We start from the raw sequence: 20,459 nt of genomic DNA on the forward strand, positions 1-20,459 counted from the left end.
CTTGCGTGTTCAGTGCTCGGCTTCCGCAAAGCCGGAGATCAGGTCTTCATCCTCGACATCTGCGTTCGCTTCGACGACGGGACCGGTCGCCGCTCCGGCCGGCGCAACGATGACCCGTCGGTAGAAACCTGCTCCGAGCGCGCGGACTTCGACGGCCTCGTCGTCGGCGAAGGCCTGCATGAAGTAACGCCGGTCGCGCGGGCTCATCGGACTGACCTGCACGCTGCGCCGCTCGCCGACCGCACGCGTCCGCAGTCGGGTTGCGAGCTCCTCGAGACTCTCACGGCGCCGGCGGCGATAGTCGCCGATGTCGAGCAGCACGCGACCTTCGACGTACGCCTCACCCCGCAGCGCCATGCGATTGACGATGTGCTCGAGGGAATCGAGAGTCTGGCCGCGTCGTCCGATCAGCAATCCCTCGTTGTCCGACCGCACGCAGACGATGGCTTCGCCGGCCGCGAGATCGCTCGTCGAAGTTACTTCCGCCGCGAAGCCCATCTTCACGAGCAGCTCGCGGACGAGCTCCTCGGCACGCAGGCGAATCGCATCGAGAGACGCAGCGTCGAGCGGTTGGACGTTTTCCGGCGGCTGGCGGCGCGCGCGGCCTTCTTCTGTCGCCCGGGTCGATTGGCCGCGCTCCGTTTGGCCGCGCTCGGCGCGTTCCATCTGGCCGCGCTCAGGGCGATCCATCTGGCCACGCTCCGGGCGATCCATTTGACCGCGCTCGTGTGGAGCCGACTCTACCCCACGCGGCGCGCCTTCGGATTTTTGCGGCGCTTCGCTGCGTCCGCGGTTTCCGCCGGCATCGCGATCGCGGCGCTCGTTCTGCTGCTGCTGGCCTCCGCGCTGCGACGAACGCTCACGCGGCGGATCGCGTCGTTCCTGACCGCCGCGCGGCTGGGCCTCGTTTCTCGGCTGACCCGTGCCGCGCTCACCACGCTGGTCGCCGCGATTGCGGCCGCCGCGCCTGTCTCCGCGTCCCGCGTCTCCGCGATTCCTGGCACCTTCCTCACCGGCAGGTCTCGCATCACTGCGCCGATCGTTGTCGGCGCGCGGCGCTTCGCGCGCGGGCATCGCGGCACGAGCGGGAACCTTCTCGGCTCGCGGCTCGGCTCCTTCGCGACCCGTGCGATTGCGACCTCCACGCCGTCGCCGCCGGCGCGGCTTGTCATCGAGCGAGTCGTCGCCTCCGGACATGTCGAACTCTTCGCCGTCGAGCATCACGCTCTCGCGAATTGTCGCTCGAACCTTGGCCCGGCGCGCGCCGATTCCGAGAAGTCCGCGGCGCGGATGATGAAGGATGTCGATCTCGACTTTGTCGCGGCTGACACCGAGCTGGTTGAGCGCGATCTGGATCGCCTCGTCCACGGTGTGTCCCTGAGCTTCGATAGTGGTGGCCATGATCGTTACTTGCCTTGCCGATTCGACAGATACTGCTGTGCGATCGACAGAACGTTGTTCGACAACCAGTAAAGGACCAGTCCCGCGGGGAAATTGACGAACATGACGGTGAAGACGACCGGCATGATCATCATGACCCGCTGCTGGGCCGGATCGGCAGTGCTGGGAGTCATTTTTTGTTGAAGGACCATGCTCGCTCCCATCAGGAGCGTCATGACCGGAATTCCAGAGGGCTCGACGAACGGTATCGGCATTGCGCCGAGACGATCGGGCTGAGAAAGATCCTGCATCCATCCGACAAACGGTGCATGGCGAAGCTCGATCGACTGCAGGAGCACGTTGTAGAGGCCGATGAACACGGGCAGCTGGACGAGCATGGGAAGGCATCCGGCAAGCGGATTGACCTTGTGCCGCCGGTACAGCTCCATCATCTCCTTGTTCATCGTCTCGCGATCGTCGGCGTAGCGCTCCTGGATTTTCTTGACCTCCGGCTGGATCGCCTGCATCCCCTTCATCGCTTCGATCTGCTTCTTGTTCACGGGGTAGAACATCACGCGGACCGCGACCGTCAGCAGGATGATCGCCCAGCCGTAGTTGCCGATGAGCCCGTGAATCAGACGGAGCGCGACCAGCAGCGGCTTCGCGATGAACCAGAACCATCCGAGATCGATGGCCTGGACGAGCTCTCCACCGGCCTTCTCGAGGTCGTGGAAGCTCTTCGGACCGAGGTAGAGGCCGTAGTGAAGCGCAGTCGCCGGAGTGGTGGTCCACAGCGCGCTGCTTCCGCTCGTCTCGCTCTTCGATGCAACCAGCTTGAGCGGCTCGCGCTTGTCCGCGACGTAGGCGGCGAGAAAGTAGTGCTCGGCGTACCCGCCCCACGAGGCGTTGCCCTCGAACACTTCGGTCTCCTTGAGCGTGGAGGCGTCGAAGCTGTGGAGCTTTCCGTCGAAGTAGCCGACTGCCCCTTCGACATCGGCGCGCGCCTTGTGGGGATGGAGCTTGCGTGCCCACCCGACGGCGAGCGGCGTCTTGCCGATTCCTTCGGTCTCGACCTTGTAGTCGAGCAGATAAGAGTTCGGCGGAATCTCGATGGTTTTGGTGATCGTGCCGCCGGCCTGCGTGCGCCCGCGCATCGTGATCACGACTGGCTTGTCATCGAGGGCGCTGTCGCCGGTTTTCGTGATCTCGTAGACCACCGACCGGTCGTCGACAACTTCTCCCGCCTCGTTGCGCCACATGAGCGCGAGCGGGGCTGGGCTGACGGAGTTGACGAGGTCGTACGGCCCGTCGCCCGGCGCCGGGTCCTTGCGGTACTCCGACAGCTCGAAGCTGATCAGGCGCCCGCCGCGCGACGCAAAACGCGCGCGGAAAAGGCGACTGGAGACGTCGACGGTCGCGCCCGGATCAGCTGTTCCCGGGTCGGGCTCGGGGGCGGCCTCCGTGGCCGGTATGGCCGCAGGCTGCGTGTGCGCAGCAGTCGTCGCAACCACGTCGGATGGAACCCGCTCGGGTGGCCGATGGGGAAAGAGCACCTGAAAGCCCACCAGAATGGCGAGCGACAGGGCAAGAGCCAGAGCTAATCTTCTTTCCACGCTGCCGCCTCCAGCGGCTGCAGCAAGGTTTCCGACCGGCGATTCCCTGCGGGACCGATGCGGCGGTCCCTATTGGAACCGATGCGACGGTCCCTTACGGGACGGATGCCGCGGTCCCTTTGGGACCGGTGTCGTGGTCCTAACGGACCGGATCGTAGCCGCCCTCGCAAAGAGGGTGGCAGCGGGCAAGACGCCCGAGAGCGTACGCGGTGCCAAGAAACGGTCCATACCGGACGATCGCGTCTGTGGCGTAGCAGGAGCAGGTCGGATGGAAGCGGCAGTTCGAGCCCAGCAACGGCGAAATCCATCTGCGATACAGGGCGATCGCGCCCAGCAGGGATGCCGCAAGAACGTTCGACAACGCTTTGAAGAAAGCGGTGAGCGGCTCAATTCCCGAGCCGGCCCTCGACGTTCCCGAATAGAATGCTGCCCAACTCCGATTCCGCATGCTCAAAGCTCAATTTGTCCGCGCCGGCTCTCACGATCACAACGATGTCGGAGCCTGGCTGCAACTTTGCACGATGCAGTCGAAAAACTTCTCGCACGAGCCGTTTCGCACGGTTGCGCTCGACAGATCCCCCGACCTTGCGACTCGCCGTGATTCCGAGGCGGGTCTCGCTGGTCTTTCCGGGACTCTGGAGCACCAGAAAATGTCGGCTCGCTTTGCCATGCCTTCCGCGCTGGATCCGAAGGTAATCCTTGCGCGACCGGACACGGCGCGCCCGTGTCAGCCGAAGATCCGTACTACCTTCGCCCTGGCTTGGGCGGAGTGACGACGGAAAGGCGTTTGCGCCCCTTCGCCCGTCGCCGTTTGATCACCAGCCTTCCACCGGGCGTGGCCATGCGTGCTCGAAATCCATGCCGGCGTCGGCGCCGGAGATTGCTGGGCTGGTAAGTTCTTTTCACGGTAACGGATCCTCTGGCAGAACACCTGGCGGTACACCCGCAGGCGCGCGGTCAAAAAACCGCAATTCGGCTTCTTGTCAGCGAAGTTCCGGATTGTCAACGCACAGGAGGGGTTGAAACGGCTTCACGGAAATTCGGGTTTGAGGCTGCGCCCGAAGAGCTCCTCGAGCGCCTGGCTGGGCGGAAGACCCTCGTAAAGAACCTTGTAGGCGCATTCGACGATCGGCATCTCGACCTTCTGCCGGCGCGCGAGATCGAGAACAGACTTGGTGTTGCGAACGCCTTCGGCGACCATTCGCATCCCGCCTAGAATCGAATCGATGCTTTCGCCGCGTCCGAGACGCAGGCCCACCTGCCGGTTGCGCGAGAGGTCTCCGGTGCAGGTCAGCACGAGGTCGCCGATGCCGGCAAGGCCCGAGAGCGTTTCCGGCCGGCCGCCCATCGAGATCGCCAGCCGCATGATCTCGGCAAGCCCGCGCGTGATGGTCGCGGCGCGCGCATTCAGCCCGTAGCCGAGGCCATCCGAGACTCCCGTCGCGATGGCCATCACGTTCTTCACGACGCCGCCGAGCTCGACTCCGACCATGTCGGTGCTTCGGTAGACGCGCAGCATCGGTGCGTGGAAGTAGTGCTGGACGCGTTCGGCGGTCTGCTCGCTGGTCGCGGCAGCCACCACGACCGCCGGCTGTCCGCCGGCGACCTCCACCGCGAAGCTCGGGCCGGAGAGCGCGGTCACCCGGTGTTCGTCTCCGACCGCGTCGGCGATCACGCCGTGCATCGTCAGCAGCGTATCGTCCTCGATTCCCTTGCTCGCCGAAACCACGAGCGCATCGGAACGCATCACCCGTGCCGCGCGATTCATCGTATCGCGCATCGCATGCGACGGAACGACGGCGACGACGAGCTCCGCATCGTCGAGCGCTTCGTGCAGATCGACGGACGCGCGCAGCGTGCGTGGCAGAGCCACGCCGGGGAGATAAGCCCTGTTCTCGTTGTGGTCGTTGATCGATGCGGCGATTTCCTTGCCGCGCGACCAGAGAATCACGTCGTAGCCTTTGCCGCTGAGCAGGCTCGCCAGGGCGGTTCCCCAGCTTCCGGCGCCGACTACCGCGACCCTGGTATTCATTCGGGCGTCACTCTTCGTCTCCGACCGCTTCCTTTTCCACGACGGGAGCTACCGACACGACGTGCTCGCCGGTCTCCTGGTCGAGCCGCACGAGCGTGACGCCCTGGGTATTGCGGCTCATGACGCGAACGTTTTCCATCGCAATGCGGATCATCTTGCCCTGGTCGGTGACGATCATGACCTCGTCTTCGTCGCTGACGATCTGCAGCACACCGGCAACCAGGCCGGTCTTGGGAGTGACGTTCATGGTCTTGACGCCGACGCTGCCGCGCCGGGTCAGCCGGTAGTCATCGATCGAGCTGCGCTTGCCCATACCGTTGGCCGACACGGTCAGCAGCGAGGCCCCGGGCCGCACGATTTCCATCGCAACCACGCGATCGTCGTCGTCCACGTTGCAGCCGCGCACGCCGCCGGCGCCGCGGCCCATCGCGCGAACCTCGCCTTCGTTGAACCGGACCAGCTGGCCGCTTCGCGTGGCCAGTGCGACCTGGTCGTTGCCGGTCGTCAGCCTGGCGGCGATCAGCTCGTCGTCTTCGGCGAGCGTGATGGCAATGATTCCGCTGGAACGAGGACGCGAGTACTCGAGCAGCGGGGTTTTCTTGACGATCCCGCGGCACGTCGCGAACAGCACGTACGCGTCCTCGCGGAACTCGCGCACGGACAGGAACGCCGACAGCTTCTCGCCGGGGGCGAGCTGCAGCAGGTTGACGATCGCCTTTCCGCGCGACGCCCTGCCGGCCTGCGGCACTTCGTGAACCTTCTTCCAGTAGACGCGGCCGCGGTTCGTGAAGAACAGGATGTAGTCGTGCGTGGAAGCCGTGAACATCTGCGCGACGAAATCGTCGCCCTTGGTCGACGCTCCGACTTTGCCGCGCCCGCCGCGCCGCTGCTGGCGGTAGAGCGTGACCGGATTGCGCTTGATGTAGCCTTCGTGGGAGACGGTCACGACCATCTCCTCTTCGACGATCATGTCCTCGATCGTGATTTCGCCGGAGGCATCGACGATCTGGGTGCGCCGCTCGTCGCCGTACTGTTTCTTCAGACCCTCGAGCTCTCCCGCGATGATCTTGAGGACCTCGCGCTCGTCGGAGAGGATCGCGCGCAGGCGCGCGATCGTTTTCACCGTCTCCGCATGTTCCTGCAGGATCTTGTCGCGCTCGAGGCCGGTCAGGCGCTGCAGGCGCATGTCGAGAATCGCCTGGGCCTGGATCTCGCTTAGCCCGAATTGCGACATCAGGCCGTCTTTCGCGGCCGGCGTATCCTTGGCGGCGCGGATCAGCTTGATGACGGCGTCGAGGTTGTCGAGCGCGATCTTGAGTCCGTCGAGAAGATGGAGCCGCGCTTCGGCCTTGCGCAGGTCGAACGCGGTCGCGCGCGTGACGATGTCCTGCCGGTGCGCGAGGAATTCCTGGAGCAGGTCCTTGAGACCGACGAGGCGCGGCCGGCCGCCGATCAGCGCGAGCAGGATGATGCCGAACGACTCCTGCATCGGCGTGTGCTTGTACAGGTTGTTCAGCACTACGAGCGGAATCGCATCGCGCTTGAGCTCGATCACGATGCGCATGCCGTCGCGGTCGGATTCGTCGCGAAGGTCGGACACGCCGTCGAGCTTCTTTTCGTTGACGAGCTCGGCGATCTTTTCGATGAGCCGCGTTTTGTTGAGCTGGTACGGGATCTCCGTGACGACGATGCGCGTGCGCCCGGTGCGCTCCTCGGTCTCGGTGATCGCCTGCGCCCGCACCGTGAGGATCCCGCGTCCGGTCTTGTAGGCGTCGATGATCGGCTGGCGGCCGTAGATGATGCCGCCGGTCGGGAAGTCCGGCCCCGTCACGATGCGCAGCAGCTTCTCGATCTTGATGTCGGGATTCTCGATCATCGCCAGCAGCGCATCGCAGATCTCGCCCATGTTGTGCGGCGGGATGTTCGTTGCCATGCCGACCGCGATGCCGGTCGAGCCGTTGATCAGCAGGTTCGGGATCCTGCTCGGCATGACCGCGGGCTCGATCGTCGTCTCGTCGTAGTTCGGGACGAAGTCGACGGTCTCTTTGTCGATGTCCGCGAGCATTTCGCTGGCGATGCGGGCCAGGCGGCACTCGGTGTATCGCATCGCAGCCGGCGGATCGCCGTCGATCGAGCCGAAGTTGCCCTGGCCGTCCACGAGCGGGTAGCGCAACGAGAATTCCTGCGCCATGCGGACGATCGTGTCGTAGACCGCCGAGTCGCCGTGGGGATGATACTTGCCGATCACGTCGCCGACGATGCGTGCCGACTTCTTCGGCGCCTTGTTCCACTCGTTGCCGAGCTCGTGCATCGCGAACAGCACGCGTCGGTGCACGGGCTTCAGGCCGTCGCGCGCGTCGGGCAGTGCGCGCCCGACGATGACGCTCATCGCGTAGTCCAGGTAGGACGTACGCATCTCGTTTTCGATGTCGACGGGGACGGTGGGGTTCTTGCCGGCTGCTGCCATGGAAAATGCCGATCAGATGTCGAGATTGCGGACGTTCAGGGCGTTTTCTTCGATGAACTTGCGACGGCCTTCGACGACGTCGCCCATCAGGCGATCGAACATGTCTTCGGCCGCGACGGCGTCATCGACGCGCACCTGCAGCAGCGTGCGCGTTTCCGGATCCATCGTCGTTGCCCAGAGCTGCTCCGGGTTCATTTCGCCGAGGCCTTTGTAACGCTGGATGTCGGTGCCCTTGCGGGCATTGGCCATGATGCAGGCGTGCAGCTCGCCGAGGCTCGCGACTTCCTGCTCGGTCTTGCCGAAGTTGACGACGTAGGGCGCCTGGCCGATGCCGGAAATGCCGGTCAGCAGCCTTCGCAGCCGGAAGAATTCCGGCAGCTCGATGAACGTGCGGTCGATCTCCGTGCGGGCATTGGTTCCGTTGAGCCGGCAGACAATCGAGATCTTCTCGCAGGAGTGCTCGGCATCGCTCGAAAACTCCGCGCGAACCGGTTCGAGATCGGGATATTGCGCAGTGATGTCGGAAATGAGCTTCGCGACCACTCGCCGCAGCTCGTCGGGATCCGCGAATGTCTCGGCGGTGAGCTCCATGCAGGCGGCGACCGAGGACGTGACCTGGCGGTTCTTGCGCTTCTTCTCGAGCACGTCGAGCAGGCGGTCGATCTCGGCCAGCTCCTTGAGCACTTTCTTCAACTGGTCACCGGCAACGCTCCGCTGCGCGCCCTTGGACTTGACCTTGACGTCTTCGACTCCGAGGTCGACCAGATGCGCGGCGAGCGCGCCTTCGTCCTTGAGGTAGCGCTCGGTCTTGCCACGACGGAAGCGGAACAGCGGCGGCTGCGCAATGTAGACGTAACCGTTCTCGATGAGCTCGCGAAAATGCCGGTAGAAGAACGTGAGCAGCAGCGTGCGGATGTGCGAGCCGTCGACGTCGGCGTCGGTCATGATGATGATCGTGTGGTAGCGCAGCTTGTCGATGAGCTTGTCGCCGTCTGCGTCGCCGATGCCCATGCCCAGGGCCGTGATCAGCACGCGGATCTCGTCCGATGAGACGGTTCGATCGAAGCGTGCACGCCACACGTTCAGGATCTTTCCGCGCAGCGGCAGGATCGCCTGGAAGCGGCGGTCGCGTCCCTGCTTCGCCGAGCCGCCGGCCGAATCACCCTCGACGATGTAAAGCTCGCTGCGGCTCGCGTCGCGTTCCTGGCAGTCGGCAAGCTTTCCGGGCAGCGAGAGCCCGTCGAGCGCGCCCTTGCGGCGCGTAAGGTCGCGCGCTTTCCGCGCCGCCATGCGGGCGCGGGCCGCGTCGAGCGCTTTGCTGACAATTTTCCGCGCGTCCGACGGATGCTCCTCGAAATAGGTTCCGAGGCTGTCGTTGACGAGCGCTTCGACGAGGCCCTTGACCTCGCTGTTGCCCAGCTTGGTCTTGGTCTGGCCTTCGAACTGCGGCTCCGGAACCTTGACCGAGAGCACGGCGGTCAGGCCTTCGCGGCAGTCTTCGCCTTCGATCGCCTCGTCGCCTTTCTTGATCAGGTTGTTGGCGGTGCCGTAGTTGTTGATCGTGCGCGTCAGAGCCGAACGGAAACCGGAGAGATGGGTTCCGCCTTCGATCGTGTTGATGTTGTTCGCGAACGTGTAGACGTTCTCGGCGTAGCCGGAGTTCCACTGCATCGCGATCTCGATCTCGATGCCGGACTTCTTGCCCGAGAGATAGACGACCTTGTTGTGGATCGGCTGTTTCTTCTGGCTCAGGTGATCGACGAACGAGACGATCCCGCCCTCGTAGAAAAACTCCTGCTTCTTGCCGGCATCGCGCTCGTCCTCAAGCGATATGCGGACGCCGCGGTTCAGGAATGCGAGCTCGCGCAGGCGGCTCGCGAGGATGTCATAGCTGAACTCGGTGGTCTCGAAGATGCCCGCGTTCGGCAGGAAGTGAACCGTCGTGCCGCGCTTGGTGGTGGTGCCGACTTCGGCCAGCGGCTGTTTGGGAACACCGATGTCGTAGTGCTGCTGGTAGACCTTGCGGTCACGCCGGATCTCGACGTCGAGCCACAGCGACAGCGCGTTGACGACCGATACGCCGACGCCGTGCAGCCCGCCGGACACCGTGTACGATTTCTTGTCGAACTTTCCCCCTGCGTGAAGCTTGGTCAGGACGACTTCCGCCGCCGAGACGCCTTCTCCGGCATGCAGCTCGACCGGAATGCCGCGGCCGTTGTCGACGACCGTCACGCTGTTGTCGACGTGGATCTCGACGTTGATGGTGTCGCAGTGGCCCGCGAGCGCCTCGTCGATCGAGTTGTCGACGACTTCGAACACGAGATGGTGCAGCCCGCGCACGCCGGTGTCGCCGATGTACATGCCGGGGCGTTTGCGCACCGCCTCGAGGCCTTCGAGGACCTTGATCGAGTCCGCGCCGTAGTCGGCGGAAGCCTTCGTCCGGGACGATTCTGTGGACTGCTCGGGAGGCTGCTCTGACATCTCGATGATCCGATTTGGGGTTCCGGGGAAGCTGTGCGCCGGCCTTCGCATGAGTGCGGCGCGGTGCCCGGAACAACCTGCTTCGAGTATCAGGCGACGGGTCGAAAGTAAAATTTTCGAAGTGCTTTATGATCTAAAAATCATATTGGGATTTCGCGTATTTATGCGCACAGGGCGGGGTCAGATCCGCATCGGCATCACGACGTACGAATAACCCGCATCGGCCCCCTTGATGACGCCCGGACTCAGCTGGTCGCCGAGTCCCATTTCGACCTGCGAACCCTCGGGGAAAACCTGCAGCACGTCGAGGATGTATCGGGCGTTGAAACCGATCTCGAGGTCGCCGCCGGCGTAATCCACCTCGAGGTCCTCGCTGGCCTCGCCGAGGTCCGGATTGTTCGCGCTGATCTCCAGGCGCCCGGGACTGAGGCCGAGCCGGATACCGCGTGCCTTCTCGCTCGACAGCAGCGAGACCCGCCGCACGGTCTGGAGCAGGGCGTCGCGGTCGACGTGGACGACCTTGCTGCTCTCTTTCGGGACGACCTGCTTGTAGTCGGGGAATGTCCCCTCGACGAGCCGCATGCTGAGCACGCATCCCGGCAGCTCGACGATGGCCTCGTTTCCTACCAGGCGCACCGTGATCGTCCCGGTCACCTCCGGCAGGACCTTGAGAACCTCGCTCAGACCTTTGCGGGGCAGAATGACCCCCTCTTTGGGCGACGTTCCCTTCGCCTTGCGGTCGACCACGGCGAGCCTGTGGCCGTCGGTAGCGACCAGGCGGATGAAACCCTTCTTGGCGCCGGCATCGAGGTGAACGCCGGCCAGGTTCGAACGGGTGTCGTCGTGAGAGACCGCAAACAGCGTTTTCTCAATGATCTCGGCAAGCTCTTCGGCTTCGAGCTCGAATGCTGCGCCGGGATCGCTGGTCGCGGCGCTCGGCATCCCGGGATGCTCGGACGCATCGATTCCGAGAAGGCGAAAGTTCGAGCGCCCATACGAAACACCGACTCCGTGTCCGTCGAGGCTCCGTACGGTCACTTCCGGCGACGTCGATTCACGAACGATCTCGAACAGCTTGCGCGCCGACAGCGCAACGCTTCCGGGTTCCGTGACTTTCGCGGCGATGGTCTGGCGCAGGCTGACTTCGAGATCGGTGGCGAGGACAGCAATTTCACCAGAGCCTGCGTTGATCACGAGGTTGGTCAGAATCGCCATCGAGTGACGACGATCGACGACTCCCTGCGTCCGTCCCAGGATCTTCAGGAAATCCTCGTTTCCGACGGTGATGTTCATGGCAATCGCTCGCTCCCTGACAGCCTTTAATAAAGGTATTTGTATTCTTTGTTGTTATTGAAGGCCGCAAAATCCGTGGACAGATAACTGAAGCCCGTGTTCCGGCAACGCAAATTTCTGCAGGCGCGCTGTGTGCTGCGCTAACCGGCGCGTGCATAGCCGTTGGCGGACGCGTTGTGAAGTCTGTCGCGCACGCACGAATGAACAGGAGACGCAGAGCTTGTCCACACTCGGGTCGGACAGACGGGAACGAAGCGTAGCCGCGGTCAGCCCGCGGCCCTGCGTGCGCCGTCAGTTCGTCTGGAATCGCTTTGCGACGGTCTCCAGGACCAGGCGCATCCGGGAGTCTTCCTTGCGCCGGCGCTCGATCGACTGGCAGGCATGAATGACGGTCGAGTGATCCCTGCCGCCAAGATGCGCGCCGATCATCGGGTACGAAGCGCCGGCTTTCTGACGCATCAGATACATCGCAACCTGGCGGGCTTCCGCAATTTTCTTGGTACGCCGGCGGGCGCGCAGGTCGCCACTGCGAAGACCGAAGTGACTGATCACTTCTTTTTCGACGTCGTCGAGGCTGACGACGGCGGGCGCCGAGCCGTTCGACTTGTTCTTGCCCAGCAGCTCCTCGGCGAGTCCGCGGTCGATCTCGCGCCCGCTCAGCGACGCGTGTGCGCTGATCCGCGTAAGTGCGCCTTCGAGATCGCGAATATTCGAATCGACCGACCGCGCGATCATGGAGGCGACCTCCATGCTCAGCTCCACGCCTTCAGCGCGGGCCTTGCGCTCGAGGATCGCGATCCTGGTCTCCATGTCGGGATTCTGGATGTCGGCCACGAGGCCCCATCCAAAGCGGTTGCAGAGCCGCTCCTCGACGCCGGGAATCTCGTTCGGGAACTTGTCGCTGGTCAGCACGATCTGCCGGCCGCCTTCGTATAACGCATTGAAAATGTGGAAGAACTCTTCCTGCGTGCGCTCGCGTCCGGCGAGAAACTGGACGTCGTCGATGATCAGCACGTCGACGCGCCGCAGGCGGTTCTTGAGTGCGGCGGCCTTGTTGCGCGCGATCGCTTCGATCAGCTGCGTCATGAACGTGTCGGACGAGAGAAACACGACGCGCGCGTCGGGATCGCTGCGCTGGATGGAATGACCGATCGCGTTGGCAAGGTGCGTTTTGCCGAGGCCGACGCCGCCGTAGAGAAAAAACGGATTGTACAGACTGCCCGGCTGCTGGGCCACGGCGAGTGCGGCCGCTCGCGCGAACTGATTGCTCGGGCCGACGATGAAGTTTTCGAAGTCGTAGCGTTCGATGAGACCGCTCGAGCTGGCGGGCTTGCGGACCGGCACGCGCTTGGCGTGATCGGCTTCGTACTCCTGGAAGAGTTCTCCCTGCAGTCCCGTGCCGTTCCACGTGAATGTGAAACTGGTTTCGTGCCCGTGCGCGTCGACCCATGCCTTGGCAATGAGGTCCAGGTAATTCTCTTCGAGCCAGGATGCGAACAGCTTGTTCGGCACCGAGAGCTCGAGCGTTTCGCTGTTCAGGGAGAGGGGGACGAGGGGACGGATCCAGTTTTCGAAATCGTCGTCGTCGAGGCGCTCGCGCAGCGAGCTAAGTGCACGATTCCAAAGATCTTCGAGCTGGGTTCGGGAAGACGCGACCAAAGCCGACCTCGCTAGTTGCCAACAGCTTTATCCACGCCTGTGGACAACCCACAGGACGAGAGCTTCGATTCGCCCTTTCCTCTTCCGTCGACCACCCAGCATGCCTGCCGTGAGGGTCTGCACGTGGTCCGCTTTTGTTTCGTTCGCGATGTGCGTCGACGCGCGGTGTGTAGTGTTTCGAGTGGAGCGTTGCAAGAGTTTCGTTTCATAAATTTCTAACGTCGCGAGATAACGCGAGTTCATCGGACGAGTTGTCGTCGTCTCCGCGCGCGGCGAACGAAGGTTGACGTAGTCATGAACAAGACCGGACAGACTTCCGAGATGTGGTTTGCGCGTGCACGACGCGTAATTTCCGGCGGAGTCAACTCACCGGTGCGCGCGTGGTCGCAAGTGGGAGGATCGCCGCGCTTCGTCGCATCTGCATCCGCATCTCGTATTCGCGACGTTGAGGGTCGCGAGTACGTCGACTACATCGGATCGTGGGGACCGATGATCTGCGGTCACGCACAAGCGTCCGTTGTCGACGCCATTTCGCAAACGGCGCGCCGGGGAACCAGTTTTGGAGCGGCGACGGCGGCAGAAGTCGAGTTCGCCGAACGCATTTGTGCGAGGATTCCGTCGATCGAGCGCGTCCGTCTTGTCAGCAGCGGCACGGAGGCCACGATGAGCGCCCTCAGGCTCGCGCGCGCAGCGACCGGTCGCGACGGAATCATCAAGTTCGCCGGCTGCTATCACGGCCATTCGGACGGCCTGCTCGTGCGCGCAGGTTCCGGTGCGATGACGCACGGAGTTCCCGACAGTCCCGGCGTACCGAAAAGTGTCGGGGATCTCACGCGCGTCGCGGTGTTCAACGATGCCGAGTCGGTGAATCGCCTTTGCGATTCGAACGTTGCCGCCGTGATCGTCGAACCGGTCGCCGGCAACATGGGAGTGGTTCCTCCCGATCCGCAATTTCTGGAAGACCTGCGCAGCATTACGCACGAGCGCGGCGCGCTGCTGGTGTTCGATGAAGTGATGACCGGTTTTCGCCTCGGTCCTGCCGGTTACCAAAGTCTTACCGATGTGCGGCCCGATCTTACGACGCTCGGAAAAATCATCGGCGGAGGTTTGCCGCTCGCCGCGTACGGCGGACGCGCAGACCTGATGGATCAGATCAGCCCGGCCGGTCCCGTCTACCAGGCGGGCACGCTCTCCGGGAATCCGCTCGCCGTGGCGGCGGGAATGGCCACGCTCGACCTGCTCGAAGGCGAAGAACCGTACGAGCGGCTCGAGCACGCGTCGGCGTATCTCGAAGAAGGACTGAAGGATGCGCTGGGGACGAGACCCGGCTGCGTGCAGCGGGTCGGCTCCATGCTGACGCTGTTTTTCGGCCCCGGCTCGGTGCGCAACTTCGAAGACGCAATGACCTGCGATACCGAACGCTTCGGACGCTTCTTCTCGGCGCTCATCGAGGAGGGGATCTGGATTCCACCGTCGCAGTTCGAGGCATGGTTCGTCTCGCTCGCGCACACCCGCGAAGATCTCGACGCGACGATCTCGGCCGCCGGCCGGGCCTTGCACGCGATCGATTAACGCGCTCCTGATGGCGCCCATGCCTGGCCCATCCCCAGGCCCGTTCCGCGGGCCGTCCAAAGACCGCCCCGCGCTGATGCAGCTGATGGCAATTTCGTGGAACTTCGGCTGGCCGGTGGCCGCCGGCGTCATCGTCGGAAGCTGGGTGGACGGCAAGCTCGGCTCCTCACCGGCCGCGACTCTGACCTTCGGTCTGGGAGCGATGATCACGGCGGTGTGGCGGCTGATTGCGCTCGGAAAACAGGACGCCGTCGAGCGCGAGCATGAGCTCGACGCCGAACGCGAAAAGGAAACGCACCAGCGGTGATCGCCAGAATCGTCCGAGTCGATCGAATCTGGAAAACGACAATTTTCTTAACGGTCGTATTAGCTCTTCTTTGCGGCGCCGCGAGGGTCGCCGATCCGGCAAGCATCGTGCTCGGCGGCGCAATTTCCGTCGCCAACTTCCATTTGATTCGTTTCCTGGTTTCCCGCCTTATGTCACCCGCAGCCGGAGACAGGCTCGCGCTAATAGTCGCGCTGAAATTCCTGTTGCTGCTTACGCTCGTCGCCGTCGCCCTGAAGCGCCTCCCGATCGATCTGGCCTCGTTCCTTGTCGGGACTGGAACGATCGTCGTCGCGATCGTCGTGGACGCACTCTGGCTCGGCGAGCGAGTGGTGGATCCGGGCTGAGCCACTGTCCGCCTGCAGGGAAACGAGGAAATGGAACATCATCCGATCACGCTGCACTCGCTCGTTCCGGGCCTGAATCAGTTGCCGCAGCAGACCTTCTACGCGCTGCTGGCGATGCTCGTCGTGCTCGCGTTCGCCTACAGGGCGACGCAGCAGCTCGAAGAGGCGCGTGCGAAGGGAACGCACCTTACGCCGGACCGCGGGCTTACCGCGCGCAATCTCGCCGAGCTCCTCGTCGGCGGAATCCAGTCGATGTCGCAGGGCGCGCTCGGCGAACAGGGCAAGCCGTACATCGCGCTGTTCGGATCGTTTTTCCTCTTCATCCTCGTCAGCAACGCGATGGGGCTGATTCCCGGGTTCGTGCCGCCAACGAGCAATTTCAACATCACGTTTGCGCTGGGCGTGTTCTCGTTCGTCGCGTTCACGATCATCGGCATCCGCACCCAGGGCCTGGGCAACTACATCAAGCACTTCGCGGGCCCGGTCTGGTGGCTGGCGTTCCTGATGTTTCCGCTCGAGATCATCGGCAACATCTTCCGGCCGATCTCCCTCGGGATGCGTCTTTTCGGCAACATGACCGGCGATCATCTGGTGCTGGAGATCTTCACGGATCTGACGAAGCTCGTGATCCCGGTGATCTTTTATTTCCTGGGCGCATTCGTGTCGCTCGTACAAGCCTTCGTGTTCACGCTGCTCAGCATGGTTTACGTGTCGCTCGCGATGGGTCACGACGATGAAGGCGCCGGGCATGACCATGGTCATGCCGATGCGCATGATACCGTCCCTGCCGTCGCGCACGGGCACGCCCACTGAGCCGGAACTGCGAAGCACGCGCCGTTCGCCGCGGTGGTAGAGGATAGAGGGGTTGTGATGGCGAGGAATGAGACGGCGCAATTCAAAAGGGGCTGAAGGAATCATGAAGAAAATGAAGTTGTTCGTGACGGTATGTGCGGGCGCGATGCTCGCGGTGCTTGCAAGTGCTCCCGTGGCCATGGCGGCTGAGGAAGCCGGTGCCGGCGGCTCGGCCGGAATGATCGCTCTCGGCGCGGGCCTCGCGATCGGTCTCGGGGGCCTCGGCTGCGGAATGGGCCAGGGTCGTGCGGTGGCTTCGGCCATGGAGTCGATCGGCCGCAACCCGAGCTCGGTCGACCGCCTGATGACGCCGATGATCATCGGTCTCGCGCTGATCGAATCGATCGCGATCTACGCGCTCGTCATCGCGTTCTCGCTGCAGGGCAAGATCTGAACGAGCGTTGTCGCCGTTTCCGGCGACGGCAAGACCTGGGAACGGGAGGTTCGGCGACGAGCCTCCCGTTTCTGCTTCCGAGGAGGAACATCCGGTGAACGAATGGCTGCGTGAGTACAAGCGTGAGTGTCTCCTCGACGAGCATCGCTCGCTGTCATCGTTCGTCGAGAAGGAAATCGTCATGACGACGGTGACCAAGCTTGTCGCCGTGGCCCTGTGGCTTGCGGCGATCGGCAACCGCTCGCTGGTTGCGGTCGAAGTCGCCGTGCTCGCGCTCTGGTCGATCGACGTGCTGTACGCGTACTACGGCGACGTCTACAAGCGCCGCCGGCTCCAGGTGCGGGCGTGGCTCGAGCTGCTTCCGCGCTCGGCCGAAGCCGACGTGGCCGCATGGAAGACGCCGGCCAATCCGTTCGACGGGCTGTCGCGCTCGGAGAAAATGTCCGCGCTCACCGGAACGATCGCGAGCCCTGCGGTAAGCGGCGTCTACGTCGCTCTTGCGGTGATGGCCGCGATGCTTTCGCTGGCCTGAGCCGTCCGGGTCCGGGTCCGCCGCGGTTCGCCGTGCAGCGAAACCGCGGCTGCCGGATACGAAATCCCGCCGAGCTCTTTCGCGCCGGATCGGTCGCGAAACCTACTCGCAGCCGGACGACTCGTAGCGGCTGTCGATCACACTCGTAATCCAGTCGTCGAGGACGGCCAGTCCTTCGTCGTGGGCAACGCTGCGGGCGACCGGAGGCATGCGCGCGCCCGGATCGATCGAATGCGCGCGGTACGAAAGAATCGAATCGGCCGCACTGCCGGGAACGATGTCGTACGTGTGGCCGCCTGACGAGCTGCCGGCCGTCGTCGGCGTCTTGCAGACGCCCATGTTGATGTTGACCTTGCGGAAGATGTCGAAGAACACGCCGGTGCTCTGCGCGAGGCCGTTCTGATTGTGGCAGTGCGCACAGTTGGATTCGAGCCAGGCGCGCGCACGCATCTCCTTGTCGATCTCGCCCGACGTCATCTGGTCGAGGCGACCCTGCTCGCTCGCCGGGATCAGGAAGCGATCGTTCGGCACGTTGTAGCGCGGGGTGCGCTGCACGTTGGTAGCGATGCCGGCCGCGTCGACGTCGAGCGCGGGCGCACCCGAGAGAATCCCGAGGTCGATCCAGTGCTGCAGCTGGTTCTCGATTCCGTTTCCGTAGTTCATCGGCCGGTTGAGGGTTCGCACTTTCGGCCCGATCGGCGCGTCGCCCGGCTCGACGTCGTTGCGGATATGGCAGTTGCCGCACTGGTTCGGGTGCGGGATCGCGTAGTGGTCGGTGCTGCCGACGTAGGTCGCCGTCACGTCCGGATCCGGATCTTCGAAGTTCCACGAAACAGCCGCGGTTCCGCCGCCGAGCGCCAGATGCGCGTCGGTACGGTGCCCGGATTCATCGGTGTCCCAGATGTACGGAATTCCTTCCCAGTACGCGTTGCCGTTGCGGTCGCTGCGATGGATGAGCAGCCGCGTCTCGACCACGTTCTCGCCCGCGCCGTTGCGGAACGCGAATGTCTTCGCGATCACGGTGCCGACCGGGAAAACAAGAGTCGCGTTCGGGGCGCTCGCGCTGCCTTCGTACCAGCCGGCCTGCGAGCCGGGCGGAATGAACGCGAAGCGGTATTTCACCGCGTAGTCGGAGAACAGCGGCGTGGTCAGGTCGAACAGCACGCCGCCGTCGTTCGCGCCGCTGCGCGGATCGGTCGGATCCGAGAACAGGTTGTACTGCGAGAGCAGCGGGCAGTTGTACTCAAGCGCCGCGCGGTTGACGAGATTGCCGCTGTAGTCGGCGCAGGTTGCCGCGATCTCCGCCTGCGTCGGCGGCCTCTCTCCGCCGACGCCCGGCTGATACTCGGCAACCACGGCTGGATCGAGAGATGGCAGGCCGGTACCGAAGCGACCGGGGCAGTCGTGCTCGTTGATGTCCACGACCGGCGGATCGGTCGGGTCGGTGTTCTCGAAGTTCATGAACTTGCGGCTGTCGGACGAAAACGTGTTGCCCTGGGGATCGCCGGCGTCGGCGATGCACATCCAGTACTCCGGATGCTTGCGGCTGGCAGGATCCGCGGGGTTGGCGAACTTGTACTTGTTGTAGCGGCAGGTCGGATTGTCGCTCCCGGTGTACTGCGGCTTGCCGTGCGCATCGACTTCGTCGAGGAACTCGGGAGCCAGCTCGCACGCATACGCGCTGTGGTCGTACATGCCGTCCCAGACGATGTGTGCGCCCGTCGGCCCGTATCCGTCGGCAGCGAGCGTGCCCTTGATCTGGATCAACGCAGGCAGCAGCGAGTCGTGCGCGTCGTTGATGCCGGTCGGAATGCACGGGATGCCGGTGTTCCCGCCGGTTCCGGCGGCACAAAGGATCACGCCTTCCTCCGGCGGCTGCGGGGACGTGCCGTTGGTCTGGAAGACGTTGTCGTGAAGGAAAATGCCTTCCGGGTACAGATCCATGCGCCGGTCGGGATTGTCGATGTTGCCGTCGAGGAGCTCGTGGCTTGCGGCAACGAACCCGACGCTGCGATTCCATTCGATCTGATTGCCGAAGACTTCGACGCGGTCGTATCCGAGCTGCAGCATGCCGATGCCCTGCGGCACGCCGGTAACCACGCCGCCGGGCGCGAAGTTCACGGTGTTGTTGTAGCCGGAGTAGTTGTTGAAGATGCGCGTCTCTTCGCCGTACTGGTTGAGGCCGGGAAGATCGAAGACGAGGAAGCCGCCCGTATTGCAGTGCGCGACGTTGTCATACATGTCGGCATCGTCGCTGTTCTCGATCTCGTAGCCGGCCACGTTGAACAGCGCTTCGCTGTTTCGGACGATGATGTCGTTCGATTGTCCGACGTAGATTCCGGCGTCCGACGCGCCGAGCGCCATCACGTCGTCGAGCAGCACATTGTTCGAAAGCACCGGGTAGATCGCGTATCCGCCGTTGCTGCCGTCCGTCGCATAGGGCCTCGGCACTCCTTGAGCGTCCGTGTAGGTCCCGCGGCTTTCCGGAAAGGAGAGCTCGTGCACGCACGTCACGTCGAGCGTCGATGGGATCTTCGGGTCCATTCCGCCGCGATCGTCGGCGCCGTCGCCTGGTGTGGAGTCGGCGCTCGACCACATCGCCCTCAGGCCGCGAAGGACGACGTAGTCGGAGTCGGAGACCTTGACGGAAAAGCCTGGCGTATCGATGACCGTCAGGTCCTCGATCGTGACGCCGGTCATGTGGCTGAGCGAGATGCCTTCCGGCGAGAGACTTTCATGGAAATCGAGGATCGTTTTTCCGCGCCCCTGTCCGCGGATGACGATTCCTTCCTTGTGCGCCATGACGAGCGTCGTGTTGAACTCGAAGGCACCTTCGCCGAATTCGATCGTGTCGCCCGCAGCGGACGCGAAGAATGCCGCGAGTGTCTGCGACTGTTCGTCGGGGCCGTCTTCGATGTGCCAGATGACGCTGCCGCTGCCTTCGGTCGGACACGCGGCCGGAGCGGGAGCACCCGCCGCTTCGAAGCGGCCCGCCCGCGAGCGGCGGATGCCCGAGTCGAACAGCGAGCAGTAGCGAGTGGTGCCGACCGTCAGCACCATCCCGATCCACGCGGGCGATGGCTCCGCCACGGGTACGCCGGTTGCGTCGCCGCGGACAAGGAGCGCGCCATCACGAAGCGAGACGTGGGTTGCCGAGGTTCCGTCACCCGCACGCCGGAATTTGTATGCGCCGCCGTCAGCCGAACGCGTCCACGACGCAGCGGGAAGCCCGAACGTCGCGGTATCGCCAGAGCTCGACAGCACCTGGAGGTTTGCGCCGGTGATCGTCGGGTCGTCGGAAGAGCCGGCCGCCGGTGCCAGGACCTCGTCGCCCCTCGATACCCACAGCAGGTTCTGCTTGCCGGAGGATGCGACGCGCAGCCTCAGCTTGTCACCGGGAATGGTCTGGTCGGCCGCATGGGCGCCGACGGCAACAGCCAGCACGGCCGCGAAGAGCGCGAGTCGGGAACCCCAAGAAACCATCGTGCCACCCCCAAACTGCCGGCACGGCC

17 protein-coding genes are annotated in these 20,459 nt (G+C 63.9%); 7 read left to right on the forward strand and 10 right to left on the reverse strand.

Features of this window, described 5'->3' with window-relative positions; genetic code table 11:
* Nucleotides 1–9 precede the first annotated feature (9 nt).
* The 3 genes from jag to yidD all read right to left on the reverse strand — a co-directional run bounded on the left by jag (nucleotide 10) and on the right by yidD (nucleotide 3,441).
* Nucleotides 10–1,401 (reverse strand): RNA-binding cell elongation regulator Jag/EloR, encoded by a 1,392-nt coding sequence (gene jag, locus VN634_07700; GenBank protein HXC50749.1) that lies wholly within the window; start codon nucleotides 1,399–1,401, stop codon nucleotides 10–12.
* Nucleotides 1,402–1,406: 5 nt separating this feature from the next.
* Entirely contained in the window at nucleotides 1,407–2,993 is a 1,587-nt protein-coding gene (gene yidC, locus VN634_07705; protein HXC50750.1) for a membrane protein insertase YidC, read from the reverse strand.
* 139 nt (nucleotides 2,994–3,132) lie between these two features.
* Nucleotides 3,133–3,441 (reverse strand): membrane protein insertion efficiency factor YidD, encoded by a 309-nt coding sequence (gene yidD / locus VN634_07710; protein HXC50751.1) that lies wholly within the window; start codon nucleotides 3,439–3,441, stop codon nucleotides 3,133–3,135.
* On the opposite strand from yidD, the gene VN634_07715 reads away from it, so the two are divergent.
* Entirely contained in the window at nucleotides 3,440–3,766 is a 327-nt protein-coding gene (locus tag VN634_07715) for a hypothetical protein (GenBank protein ID HXC50752.1), read from the forward strand. The two genes, yidD and VN634_07715, sit on opposite strands and share 2 nt — an antisense overlap.
* On the opposite strand, the gene rpmH is transcribed toward VN634_07715, so the two are convergent.
* From rpmH to dnaA, 6 genes are all read right to left on the reverse strand, one after another.
* Nucleotides 3,738–3,899: a 50S ribosomal protein L34 gene (rpmH, locus tag VN634_07720; GenBank protein ID HXC50753.1), complete on the reverse strand. Its 162-nt coding sequence runs from the start codon at nucleotides 3,897–3,899 to the stop codon at nucleotides 3,738–3,740. The two genes, VN634_07715 and rpmH, sit on opposite strands and share 29 nt — an antisense overlap.
* A gap of 124 nt (nucleotides 3,900–4,023) precedes the next feature.
* A complete protein-coding gene (locus VN634_07725) occupies nucleotides 4,024–5,025 on the reverse strand; it encodes an NAD(P)H-dependent glycerol-3-phosphate dehydrogenase (GenBank protein ID HXC50754.1) in 1,002 nt (333 codons plus the stop codon).
* Nucleotides 5,026–5,032: 7 nt separating this feature from the next.
* The gene (gene gyrA / locus VN634_07730; protein HXC50755.1) at nucleotides 5,033–7,492 is read right to left on the reverse strand and encodes a DNA gyrase subunit A; all 2,460 of its coding nucleotides are present in this window, start codon (nucleotides 7,490–7,492) and stop codon (nucleotides 5,033–5,035) included.
* 12 nt (nucleotides 7,493–7,504) lie between these two features.
* On the reverse strand, nucleotides 7,505–9,973 hold the full coding sequence (gene gyrB, locus VN634_07735; GenBank protein ID HXC50756.1) for a DNA topoisomerase (ATP-hydrolyzing) subunit B: 2,469 nt from the start codon (nucleotides 9,971–9,973) through the stop codon (nucleotides 7,505–7,507).
* A 180-nt stretch (nucleotides 9,974–10,153) separates the two neighbouring features.
* Nucleotides 10,154–11,266, reverse strand: a complete 1,113-nt coding sequence (gene dnaN / locus VN634_07740) for a DNA polymerase III subunit beta (GenBank protein ID HXC50757.1) — start codon at nucleotides 11,264–11,266, stop codon at nucleotides 10,154–10,156.
* Nucleotides 11,267–11,557: 291 nt separating this feature from the next.
* Nucleotides 11,558–12,925 (reverse strand): chromosomal replication initiator protein DnaA, encoded by a 1,368-nt coding sequence (dnaA, locus tag VN634_07745; GenBank protein ID HXC50758.1) that lies wholly within the window; start codon nucleotides 12,923–12,925, stop codon nucleotides 11,558–11,560.
* Nucleotides 12,926–13,219: 294 nt separating this feature from the next.
* Between dnaA and hemL the strand changes: the two genes are divergently transcribed.
* The 6 genes from hemL (at nucleotide 13,220) to VN634_07775 (ending at nucleotide 16,947) form a co-directional block, all read left to right on the forward strand.
* Nucleotides 13,220–14,497, forward strand: coding sequence for a glutamate-1-semialdehyde 2,1-aminomutase (gene hemL / locus VN634_07750; protein HXC50759.1), 1,278 nt, complete (start codon nucleotides 13,220–13,222; stop codon nucleotides 14,495–14,497).
* Between the two features lie 19 nt (nucleotides 14,498–14,516).
* On the forward strand, nucleotides 14,517–14,804 hold the full coding sequence (locus VN634_07755; GenBank protein HXC50760.1) for an AtpZ/AtpI family protein: 288 nt from the start codon (nucleotides 14,517–14,519) through the stop codon (nucleotides 14,802–14,804).
* Entirely contained in the window at nucleotides 14,801–15,169 is a 369-nt protein-coding gene (locus VN634_07760) for a hypothetical protein (protein HXC50761.1), read from the forward strand. The genes VN634_07755 and VN634_07760 overlap by 4 nt, the downstream gene beginning before the upstream one ends.
* A 30-nt stretch (nucleotides 15,170–15,199) precedes the next feature.
* Nucleotides 15,200–15,982, forward strand: a complete 783-nt coding sequence (gene atpB / locus VN634_07765) for a F0F1 ATP synthase subunit A (protein ID HXC50762.1) — start codon at nucleotides 15,200–15,202, stop codon at nucleotides 15,980–15,982.
* Nucleotides 15,983–16,085: 103 nt separating this feature from the next.
* Nucleotides 16,086–16,415, forward strand: coding sequence for an ATP synthase F0 subunit C (locus VN634_07770; GenBank protein HXC50763.1), 330 nt, complete (start codon nucleotides 16,086–16,088; stop codon nucleotides 16,413–16,415).
* Between the two features lie 94 nt (nucleotides 16,416–16,509).
* Nucleotides 16,510–16,947, forward strand: coding sequence for a hypothetical protein (locus VN634_07775; protein HXC50764.1), 438 nt, complete (start codon nucleotides 16,510–16,512; stop codon nucleotides 16,945–16,947).
* A 102-nt stretch (nucleotides 16,948–17,049) separates the two neighbouring features.
* Here the strand turns inward: VN634_07775 and VN634_07780 are convergent, their stop codons facing one another.
* Nucleotides 17,050–20,430: a parallel beta-helix domain-containing protein gene (locus VN634_07780; GenBank protein ID HXC50765.1), complete on the reverse strand. Its 3,381-nt coding sequence runs from the start codon at nucleotides 20,428–20,430 to the stop codon at nucleotides 17,050–17,052.
* Between the last annotated feature and the right edge of the window lie 29 nt (nucleotides 20,431–20,459).

This window comes from Candidatus Limnocylindrales bacterium, from assembly GCA_035571835.1.
GTDB lineage: Bacteria > Desulfobacterota > Binatia > UBA1149 > CAITLU01 > DATNBU01.